General features: G+C 74.8%; 8 protein-coding genes and 1 pseudogene. 5 read left to right on the top strand and 4 right to left on the bottom strand.

What is annotated here, in order from left to right:
• A partial coding sequence (locus HCN56_RS20180) for a sigma-70 family RNA polymerase sigma factor (RefSeq protein WP_312871314.1) occupies positions 1-630 on the bottom strand: 630 nt, incomplete at its 3' end.
• 151 nt (positions 631-781) lie between these two features.
• Here HCN56_RS20180 and HCN56_RS20185 point away from each other — a divergent pair.
• Positions 782-1,243 carry a carboxymuconolactone decarboxylase family protein gene (locus HCN56_RS20185; RefSeq protein ID WP_167973169.1) on the top strand — a complete coding sequence of 154 codons (462 nt, stop codon included), beginning with the start codon at positions 782-784 and terminating at the stop codon, positions 1,241-1,243.
• A gap of 53 nt (positions 1,244-1,296) precedes the next feature.
• Here the strand turns inward: HCN56_RS20185 and HCN56_RS20190 are convergent, their stop codons facing one another.
• Both HCN56_RS20190 and HCN56_RS20195 read right to left on the bottom strand, forming a co-directional pair.
• Positions 1,297-1,983 (bottom strand): hypothetical protein, encoded by a 687-nt coding sequence (locus HCN56_RS20190; RefSeq protein WP_167973171.1) that lies wholly within the window; start codon positions 1,981-1,983, stop codon positions 1,297-1,299.
• Positions 1,980-2,555 carry a sigma-70 family RNA polymerase sigma factor gene (locus HCN56_RS20195; protein WP_312871315.1) on the bottom strand — a complete coding sequence of 192 codons (576 nt, stop codon included), beginning with the start codon at positions 2,553-2,555 and terminating at the stop codon, positions 1,980-1,982. Before HCN56_RS20195 ends, HCN56_RS20190 begins: the two co-directional genes overlap by 4 nt.
• A gap of 529 nt (positions 2,556-3,084) precedes the next feature.
• On the opposite strand from HCN56_RS20195, the gene zwf reads away from it, so the two are divergent.
• Both zwf and HCN56_RS26625 read left to right on the top strand, forming a co-directional pair.
• Positions 3,085-4,524 carry a glucose-6-phosphate dehydrogenase gene (zwf, locus tag HCN56_RS20200; protein ID WP_167973173.1) on the top strand — a complete coding sequence of 480 codons (1,440 nt, stop codon included), beginning with the start codon at positions 3,085-3,087 and terminating at the stop codon, positions 4,522-4,524.
• Positions 4,521-6,560, top strand: coding sequence for a glycoside hydrolase family 15 protein (locus HCN56_RS26625; protein WP_245246785.1), 2,040 nt, complete (start codon positions 4,521-4,523; stop codon positions 6,558-6,560). Before zwf ends, HCN56_RS26625 begins: the two co-directional genes overlap by 4 nt.
• On the opposite strand, the gene HCN56_RS20215 is transcribed toward HCN56_RS26625, so the two are convergent.
• Complete coding sequence (locus HCN56_RS20215) at positions 6,561-7,628, bottom strand: zinc-dependent alcohol dehydrogenase (protein ID WP_167973175.1); 1,068 nt, start codon at positions 7,626-7,628, stop codon at positions 6,561-6,563.
• A 238-nt stretch (positions 7,629-7,866) separates the two neighbouring features.
• Between HCN56_RS20215 and HCN56_RS20220 the strand changes: the two genes are divergently transcribed.
• Entirely contained in the window at positions 7,867-9,060 is a 1,194-nt protein-coding gene (locus HCN56_RS20220) for an RtcB family protein (protein ID WP_167973177.1), read from the top strand.
• A gap of 221 nt (positions 9,061-9,281) precedes the next feature.
• A pseudogene (locus HCN56_RS20225) lies at positions 9,282-9,590 on the top strand (hypothetical protein); the annotation flags it as partial.

A 9,590-nucleotide genomic window follows, 5' to 3' on the forward strand; every position in this document is an offset into this window, starting at 1 on the left:
GGCCGCCACCACCCGGGCGTGCTCGGCCCGGTCGGCCGGCGCCCGGCGCGCGGAGCCGAGGCGGGCGCGGGCGGACCGGGCCAGTTGCCGTGTGGCGGCGGGGGTGCGGCCGACGGCGAGGGCGATCTCGGCGAACGGTACGGCGAAGACGTCGTGCAGGACGAAGACCACCCGCTCGGCCGGGGTCATGGACTCCATGACGACCAGCAGCGCGGTGCCGACCTCCTCGTCGACCACGACCCGGTCCGGCGGTTGTTCGGCGGCGGGGGCCATCGCGACGGAGCGCGCCCAGCCGCCGCCGGCACCGGGGAAGGCGCCTTCCGGGACGGGTTCGGGCAGCCAGGGACCGACGTAGCGCTCGCGGCGGGCGCGGGCGCTGCCGAGCAGGTCCAGGCAGATGCGGCTGGTGACCCGGGTCAGCCAGGCAGCCGGGTTGGTGACGCGCTCACGGTCCGCGCGGTCCAGCCGGTACCAGCGCAGGTACGCCTCCTGGACCGCCTCCTCGGCCTCGCTGACCGTCCCGAGCATGCGGTGGGCCATCCCGGTGAGCCGTCCTCGTTCCCGCTCCACCGCGCACGGCCCGGGGTCGGGTCCGGGCGAGCCGACGGCGGCTTCCCGCTCCTCCGTCACCTGGGGCTCCTTCCGCCCGGCGGCCGGCCGGGGCCGGTGGTCCGGCCCGCACCTCACATTCTGGCGCGCCGTCTCGTCGTAGGTGCGGCGGGGACACCCGGTCGCACCGGTCGGGGCCGCACCGCCGCGTCACCACCACGGGAGGACCACCATGAACCACGTCGACCTCACCTCGGGTGACCCGGCCGCCTACCGGCGGCTGATCGACCTCGGCAAACAGGCGGACGCCGGGGTCGCGGCCGCCGGGCTGGACCCGCTGCTCCCGGAGCTGGTGAAGATCCGCGTCTCCCAGCTCAACGGCTGCGCGTTCTGCCTGCGGATGCACACCCGGGACGCGCTGGCCCTCGGCGAGACGACCGACCGGCTGGCGGTACTCAGCGCCTGGCGTGAGTCGCAGTACTTCAGCGATGTCGAACGCGCGGCGCTGCGGTTGGCGGAGGCGGTCACCTCGCCGGCCGCTCCGCCGCCCGCCACTGCGGAGCCGGACCCCCTGGACGCGCGGCAGGCAGCGGCGGTCGGCTGGCTGGCCGTCGTGATGAACGCCTGGAACCGGGTCGCGCTCACCAGCGGCTACCCGGTCGCTCCCGCGCAGGGTCCCACCACCGCGTCCTGACCGGTGGCGACATCCGCCCGCCCCGCCGCCGCGCGGGGCGGGCAGCGCGCCCGTCAGCCGGTGAGCTGGGCCGCGAGGGCCGGGTCCGGCTGCGGCACGGGTCCGAAGTCCTGGTCGGTCGCGACGTCGAGCCGTCGGATCGCGGCGGCCAGTGCGGGCGGCGTGGCGGGGGCCGCGCGGCGGTCGCCGAGCGCCGCGTGCGCGCGCAGCATGTCGTGGACGAACCACGGCGCCTCCTGCCCGAGCGCGGCCACCTGCGCCGCCCAGTAGCCGGCGTCGCGGTGCTCGCCCCGTTGCAGGTGGAGCAGGTGGAGGCAGACGGCGGAGGTCCCCCGCCCGGCGCCCGCGCTGAACTGCCACCAGAACTGCGCGCCGTCCGTGCGGTCCGCGAGGTGCAGGAGGCAGGCGAAGACCAGCGCGCCGTCCGGTTCGATGCGGACGGAGTTGACCAGTCCGGCGATGCTCGCCGCCGCCTTGGCATCGCGGACGACGAGGGTGCACAGCTGCCGGAGGTCCTCGCCGGCCCGGTGGTGCGCCGGCATCGGCCGGGCCGCCGCGCCGTCCGCGAGCGGGCCGTCCGCCCTGGGGGCCCGTACTCCGGGGGCGTAGCGCTGCCGGAGGGTGGCGGCGAGCCGCTCCTCGATGCGGCGGCGGGACGCCTCCAGGTCGGCGCGGGTGGTGGCGAGGGGGATGGCGGCGTTGGCCAGAAAGGCGTCGAAGTCCTGTTCTGCGGTCCTCACGGGGTCCTCCGTCCGTCGGGGTCGCCGCAGCCCAGCTCGCGCGAGAGCTTGCCCCGTGCGTGGTGGACGTGGCTGCGGACGGTGCCCTCCTCCAGTCCCATGATCGCGGCAACCTGGCCGGTCGGGTAGCCGAGGACGAACCGCAGCACCACGACGTCGAACAGCCGCTCGGGCAGGCGGGCGATGGCGGGATAGAGCCCTATGACGCTTTCCATCACCGCGAACTGACCGCGCGTCTGCCGCAGCACGTCGGTGGCGACCCGGCGGAACACGGCAGTCTCCGGCATGGCGGGCCGGCGGCCGCGCTCGTCGAGGTGGCTGGCGACGACGGTCTTGACGACCGCCCACGCCTCGGCTGCCGGGACCTCCGTGCGCATCAGCGCCTGCCAGTGGACGGCGAGGTAGACGAACACGTCCTCCACCACCTGCCGAGCCTCGTGCACGTCGCCCAGTTGCAGTTCGACGTAGGAGAGGTACGCGGGGAAGTGGAGCTCGTGGAACGCCTGGAAGGCGGGGGGCAGCTGCACCAGATCGGGGACGGCCTGGGCGGAACGGCGCGGGAGGTCGTTCACGCGCCCTCCTCGCGGACCGTCCCGGCGGGCACGGCGCGGGCCGTGGGCCGGGCGGGTCTGCCCGGCGGGTGGCACGGGTGCGTGGTGCGCGGCGGAGCGGCCGGGCCGGTCCGGACGCTGCGGTGGTGGTCGTGGGTCACGGGGTCTCCAACTCACGTCGTCGGGAGCATGGTTGTGCTCATGCGCGGTCGCGGGACGGTCTGTTCGGTCCCGCCTTGCGATCAGCTAACCGCGTTCCGTGGCCGTTCGTTGAAACGGGTCGGGAGATTCTCGCCGATTCACGACCCGGTCCGCCTGCCACGGCCCCGACCGGCCCGTTCCCCCGCGGGGCCGGAACGGCAGGACCGGGCGCCGCTCCCCCGGACGGCGGTGCGGCCGGGCCGCCGTGCGCGGCCGGCGCCGCCGTCACCGGCGTGGTGTGCCGGTCACCGCGCGGTTCCCGGATATCCAGGAAGCAGGCGGGCGACGCGAGCCCCGCCGCCGGGGCGCCGGGGCGGCGCGCCGAGGACGGCTGAGAGCGAGCGCACCCATGACCGCTGACGACCCCTCCGGAAGCCGGCCCGCCGACCCCCACGTCCTGGTGATCTTCGGCGCCACCGGCGACCTCGCCCGCCGCAAGCTCTTCCCCGGGCTGCTCCGCCTCCACCGCTCCGGGATGCTGCCCGAACGGCTCAGCGTCATCGGTTCCGGCCGCCACTCCCCCGGCAGCGACGAGGAGTTCCGCGCGGCGCTGGGCCAGGCCGTGGCGGACCACCTGCCGGAGGAGGCGTTCGACGCGGACGCCTGGCGGCAGCTGGCGGCGGCGATCACCTTCTGCACCTCCTCCGCCGAGGACGGCAGCGCGTTGGCGGAACGGGTCCGCCGCGAGCGCGAACGTCTCGGAGAGGACACGCGGACGCTGATCTACCTGTCGGTGCCGCCCAGTTCCGCCGAGCCCATGATCACGATGCTGGGCGAGACCGGCATCGCGGCGGGCGCGTCCCTCGTCATGGAGAAGCCGTTCGGCGAGGACCTGGCCTCGGCACGGTCCCTGAACGCCGCGGTGCACCGGGTCGTCCCGGAGGAGCGCGTCTTCCGCATCGACCACTTCCTCGGCAAGGAGGCGGTGCAGAACATCCTGGCGCTGCGCTTCGCCAACGGGCTCTTCGAACCCGCCTGGCACCGGCACCACATCGCCTACGTCCAGATCGACGTCCCGGAGAGCATCGGGATCGAGGGGCGCGCGGGGTTCATGGAGTCGACCGGGACCTTCCGCGACATGCTGACCACGCACCTCTCCCAGCTCCTGGGCTTCGTCGCGCTCGAACAGCCGGTGGCCTTCACCGCGACCGCGCTGCGGGCCGAGAAGCTGCGCGTCTACACGGCGATGCGCCCGCTGGACCCGGCCGAGGTGGTGTTCGGCCAGTACGAGGGCTACCGCGACGAGGAGGGCGTCGACGACGCCTCGCGGGTCGAGACCTTCGTCGCCCTGCGGGCGTGGGTGGACAGCCCCCGCTGGTCGGGTGTGCCGTTCCTGCTGCGCACCGGCAAGGCGCTGGGCGCCTCCCGCCGCGTGGTGACCATCGGCTTCCACGAGCCGCCGGCGGGACTCTTCGCCGACCGGGTGGCGGGGACCTGCCCGGACGAACTGGTCTTCGAGCTGACCGACGAGCCGGAGATCACCCTGCAGCTGCGGGCGAAGCGGCCGGGCCCCGCGTTCGCCCTGGCCTCCGCCTCCCTGGAACTCCGGTTCGAGGAGGCGTTCGCCCGGGCGCGTCCGCTGGAGGCGTACGAGAAGCTCTTGCTGGACGCGCTGCGCGGCGACCAGACGCTCTTCACCGGGTCGGCCGAGATCGAGAGGCTCTGGGAGGTGTGCGCGCCGGTGCTGGAGAACCCGCCGGCCCCGGTCCCCTACACGCGCGGCGGGTGGGGCCCGCAGTCCGCCCTGGACCTCGCCGGTGACCGCGGTTGGCGGGTGTCGCGCGGATGAGCGGCGGAACCGGGGCGGACGCGCCCGGGCGGCTCTCGCCGCCGTACCTGCCGATCGGCGAGCACGGCCTGATCGGCGACCTCCGCACGGCGGCGCTGGTCGGCACCGACGGCCGGATCGACTGGTTCTGCGCACCGCGGTTCGACTCCCCGAGCGTCTTCGGTGCGCTGCTGGACGCCGAGCGCGGCGGGTTCTGGGCGATCGAGCCCGGGTGCGAGGTCGCGACCCGGCAGCAGTTCTACTTTCCCGAGACCAACATCCTGATCACCCGCATGCTGACCGAGGACGGCATGGTCGAGGTGCAGGACTTCATGCCGGTGCTGCGGGAGCACGACGCCGGCCACCGGCAGCGGCTGGTGCGCCGGGTGGTGAGCGTCCGCGGGCACATGCGGATGCGGGTGGAGGTGGCGCCCCGGCCGGACTACGGCCGGGCCCGGTACCGGATCGAGCCGACAGCCACCGGGGTGCGGTTCACCGGTGCCGCACCGCCGCTGACGCTCCACAGCGACGTCCCGCTGCGGGACCGCGGCGGCGACGCGCACGGGGTCTTCCGCGTCGCGCAGGGCGAGTCGGTGCTGTTCGTGCTGGAGCCCGACGCACACCCCGGTGGCACGGACGGCGGCGGGGACGGCGGGGCGGTCACCGAGACCGCCGGCCCCGGGGACCACGGACGACGCTCCGGTGGCGGTTCCGCCCCGGCCCGGCCGCGCGCCGGCGACCCGGGCGAGGACGGCGGTCCGGGCAGGGTCGGCGACGCCTCGCGGTGCGGCCGCTCCGCCGGCGATGAGCGGGGGCCGCTGGACCCCGACGCGGCGCAGCAGCTCTTCGACGCGACGGTGGCGTTCTGGCGCGGTTGGCTCGCGCGGTCGTCCTACACCGGCCGGTGGCGGGAGATGGTGCACCGCTCGGCGCTGGCGCTGAAGCTGCTCACCCACGAGCCGACCGGCGCGGTGGTGGCCGCCCCCACCGCCGCGCTGCCGGAGCACCTGGGCGGCGAACGCAACTGGGACTACCGGTACGTGTGGATCCGCGACGCGGCGTTCTCGCTGTACGCGCTGCTGCGGCTGGGCTTCACCGCGGAGGCGCAGGCGTTCATCGCGTGGCTCTCCCGGTGCCTGGACCGGTCCGACGACGGGGAGCTGGGGCCGCTGCGGGTGATGTACACCATCGACGGCGACCCGCACATCCCCGAGGAGGAGTTGCACCATCTCGCCGGGTACCGCGGTTCGCGCCCGGTCCGCGCGGGCAACTGCGCGGCCGGCCAGCTCCAGTTGGACATCTACGGCGAGCTGATCGACTCCGTCTACCTCTTCAACAAGTACGGCGGCGGCGTCTCCCACGACACCTGGGCCAACCTCGGCCGCATCCTGGACTGGCTGCTCGACCACTGGGACACCCCGGACCAGGGGATCTGGGAGACGCGGGCGGGGCAGCAGCACCACACCTACTCCCGGGTGATGTGCTGGGTGGCCGTGGAGAGGATGATCCGCATCGCCAACCAGCGCGGCCTCCCGGCGGACCTGGCGCGGTGGCGGCGGGAGCGCGACGCGATCTACCGGCAGGTCATGGAGCGGGGGTGGAACCGCGACCGCGAGACGTTCACCCAGCGGCTGGCCGACGCCCCCGGCGAGACGCCGCCCGCCGAGCTCGACGCCTCACTGCTGCTGATGCCGATGGTCAAGTTCGTGTCGCCGAACGACCCCCGCTTCCACTCGACCGTCGAGGCGATCGCCGAGGAACTGGTCACCGACGGGCTGGTGTTCCGCTACGACCCGCGGCTGACCCCGGACGGTCTCAGCGGTGAGGAGGGCACCTTCTCGATCTGCTCCTTCTGGTGGGTGGAGGCGCTGACCAGGACCGGCCAGGTCGAGCGGGCGCGGCTGGCGCTGGAGAAGATCTTCACCTACGCCAACCACACGGGCCTGTACGCCGAGCAGATCGGGTTGACCGGTGAGCACCTCGGCAACTTCCCGCAGGCCTTCACCCACCTCGCGCTGATCAGCGCCGCGACCAACCTGGACCGGTCGTTGGGGTGATCAGCGGCCGCCACCCGGCCCGCCGTCGGCGCCCGGCCGGGCGCCGACGGCGACCAGCACCTTGACGTGGGCCGGGTCCGCGGCGGCGGCGAAGGCGGCCGCGGCCTCACCGAGGGGGAAGACGCCGGTGACGATCTCGTCGGCGTCCACCGCGCCCGAGGCGATGATCTCCGTCGCCCGCCGGTAGTCGTCGGCGGTGTACATCAACGTGCCCTCGATCCGGATCTCGCGGTCCTGCACCAGGTCGAGCCGGACCGGCGTCGGGCCCGGGGCGCCGACACCCACCACGACGATCCGCCCGCCCTTGGTGACGGAATCGACGGCCTGCGCGATCGAGGCGGCCCGCGCCACGCAGTCGAAGACCACGTCCGCCGGGCCGTCCAGCGCCTCGGCGACGCGCTCGGGAAGGTCGGCGGCGTCGGCCGGGAGCGCCGCGTCGGCACCCAGCCGCAGCGCCCGCTCCCGCTTGGCGGGCAGCAGGTCGGTGGCGACCACCCGCCGGGCGCCGGCCAGCCGGGCGGCGGTCACCACCAGCAGGCCGATCGGCCCGGCGCCCAGCACCAGGACGGTGCGCCCGGTGAGGTCCCCCGCCGTCGCCACGGCGTGGACGGGGGTGGCCAACGGCTCGATGAGGGCGGCCTGGCGGTCGCTGAGCGCGTCGGGTACCGGATGGACGCGGTCCGCCGCGATGGTGAACAGGTCGGCCATGCCACCGGGGGTCTGGCAGCCGAAGACCGCCAGCTCCCGGCAGATGTTGTACCGCCCGGAGCGGCACTGCGGGCAGCGGCCGCAGACCAGGCCCGGTTCCACGACGACGCGGCGCCCGGGGGCCCAGCCGCTCACCCCGGGCCCGGCGGCGACGACCTCACCGACCACCTCGTGCCCGGGCCGGTAGGGCAGCTCGATGAAGGGGTGGTGCCCCTGGGCGGCGTGGGTGTCGGAGCCGCAGATCCCGACGAGGGTGCTGCGCACCAGCAGCTCGCCCTCGGCGGGACGCGGCGCTGCGACCTCCTCCAGGGTGATGTCGTCGAGCGTGTGGACGAGGACGCGGCGGATCGTCTCGGTCATGGCGGACGGACTCCGTTCTCGGGCGGGTAATGACGCGGGCGGACGCCGGGTCGCAGCCATCCTCCGGGGTCGGCCCGGCGGGAGGAACGGCGGGTGGCGCAGCGGAGGGGCGGACGGGGCCGACGGCCCGTCACCACCGGTCCCGTGCACCGACGGCGGGCGAAAACCCGTTGCCCGGCGCGCAGGGCGCGTGGGGACAATACGGCTCTCATCAGCGACACCGCGGGGGCGGCACACCATGGCGTACACCGAACTGGCCGGCGCACGGATACCGATCAGGAGCTGGGCGGACCCGGCGGGCATCGACGACGGCGCCGCGCGGCAGCTCCAGAACACCACCACCCTGCCGTGGGTGCGCGGTCTGGCCGTCATGCCCGACGTGCACTACGGCAAGGGCGCCACCGTCGGGTCCGTCATCGCCATGGAGGGCGCGGTCTGCCCCGCGGCGGTGGGGGTGGACATCGGCTGCGGGATGTCGGCGGTGCGGACCTCGCTGACCGCGGACGATCTGCCCGAGGACCTCTCGCGGCTGCGCTCCCGCATCGAGTCGGCGATCCCCGTGGGCCGTGCGATGCACGACTCCGCCGTCGACACCTCCCGGCTGCACGGCCTGCCGACCGCGGCCGCGACCGCGCTGTGGGCGCGGTTCGACGACGTCGCCGGCGCCGTCTCCTTCCGCCGGGGGCGGGCCGAGAAGCAGCTGGGGAGCCTCGGCGGCGGCAACCACTTCGTCGAGGTGTGCACCGACACCACCGGCGCCGTGTGGCTGATGCTGCACTCCGGGTCCCGGAACATCGGCAAGGAGCTGGCCGAGCACCACATGGGGGTGGCGCGGGGGCTGCCGCACAACCAGGGGCTGGTCGACCGCGACCTCGCCGTCTTCGTCGCGGACACCCCGCAGATGGCCGCCTACCGCCACGACCTGTTCTGGGCGCAGGAGTACGCCCGCCTCAACCGGGCGATCATGATGGCGCTGCTGCAGGACGTGGTGCGGCGGGAGTTCCGCGCCGCGACGCCGCGGTTCGACGAGGTGATCTCCTGCCACCACAACTACGTGGCCGAGGAGGTCTACGACGGGACGGAGCTGCTGGTGACGCGGAAGGGCGCCATCCGGGCGGGCCGCGGCGACCGCGGGATCATCCCCGGTTCGATGGGCACCGGCTCGTACATCGTCCGCGGCCTGGGCAACGAGGCGTCGTTCAACTCCGCCTCGCACGGGGCCGGCCGCCGGATGAGCAGGTCGGCGGCGAAGCGTGCGTTCACCGCGGCGGACCTGGCGGAGCAGACCCGCGGTGTCGAGTGCCGCAAGGACGTGGGGGTGGTGGACGAGATCCCGGGGGCGTACAAGTCGATCGAGGAGGTCATCTCGCGCCAGCGCGACCTGGTCACCGTCGAGGCGGAGCTGAAGCAGGTCGTCTGCGTGAAGGGCTGACGCGTGCCCCGTCGCGGCTCCGGGCGGGCTCGGGGACGCGCCGGGGCACAAGGCGTGGTACGGGGCGGCGCCCGGGGCGGACGGCGCGCGGGGGTGTCGCACGAGCGCGGGCGCGCACCGGGAGGCGAGGTGATGCGCCCGCCGCGTGCGGTGCGGGCGGGGGCCTCCGTCAACACGACGGCGTGAAGTAACCGCCCGGCGGGTCACTCGTTCAGCTCATTGTGACTCCCTCTCAGCCCTCGCCCACCGAACCCGCCCCGGGCACCGGGGCCGAGCCCCGTCCGGACGGCGCCGTCGTGCGCCTGGAGGCGGCAGAGGCCGCGATCGTCGAGCACTACGCGCGACTCGTGCGCCTGGGGTACCTCATCCTGCCGCCCGATCTGGCACGGCACCGGCGGGTCGTCGCCGCGCACGCCCTCGCGCAACGCGCCCTGCCCCGGTCGCGGACGACCCGCCTGGCCCGCCCCGGGCTGCCGACGCGCCCCGCTCCCCCGGCGCCGGGCGCCCCGGACGACCCCGACGGCCGGGAC

Origin of the sequence: Streptomyces lonarensis (assembly GCF_012033735.1) — a bacterium.
GTDB classification, from domain to species: Bacteria; Actinomycetota; Actinomycetes; order Streptomycetales; family Streptomycetaceae; genus Streptomyces; species Streptomyces lonarensis.

Coding starts and splice junctions, on each gene's coding strand:
- HCN56_RS20185 (WP_167973169.1), top strand. CDS start 782: ATGAACCACGTCGACCTCACCTCGGGTGACCCGGCCGCCTACCGGCGG.
- zwf (WP_167973173.1), top strand. CDS start 3,085: ATGACCGCTGACGACCCCTCCGGAAGCCGGCCCGCCGACCCCCACGTC.
- HCN56_RS26625 (WP_245246785.1), top strand. CDS start 4,521: ATGAGCGGCGGAACCGGGGCGGACGCGCCCGGGCGGCTCTCGCCGCCG.
- HCN56_RS20215 (WP_167973175.1), bottom strand. CDS start 7,628: ATGACCGAGACGATCCGCCGCGTCCTCGTCCACACGCTCGACGACATC.
- HCN56_RS20220 (WP_167973177.1), top strand. CDS start 7,867: ATGGCGTACACCGAACTGGCCGGCGCACGGATACCGATCAGGAGCTGG.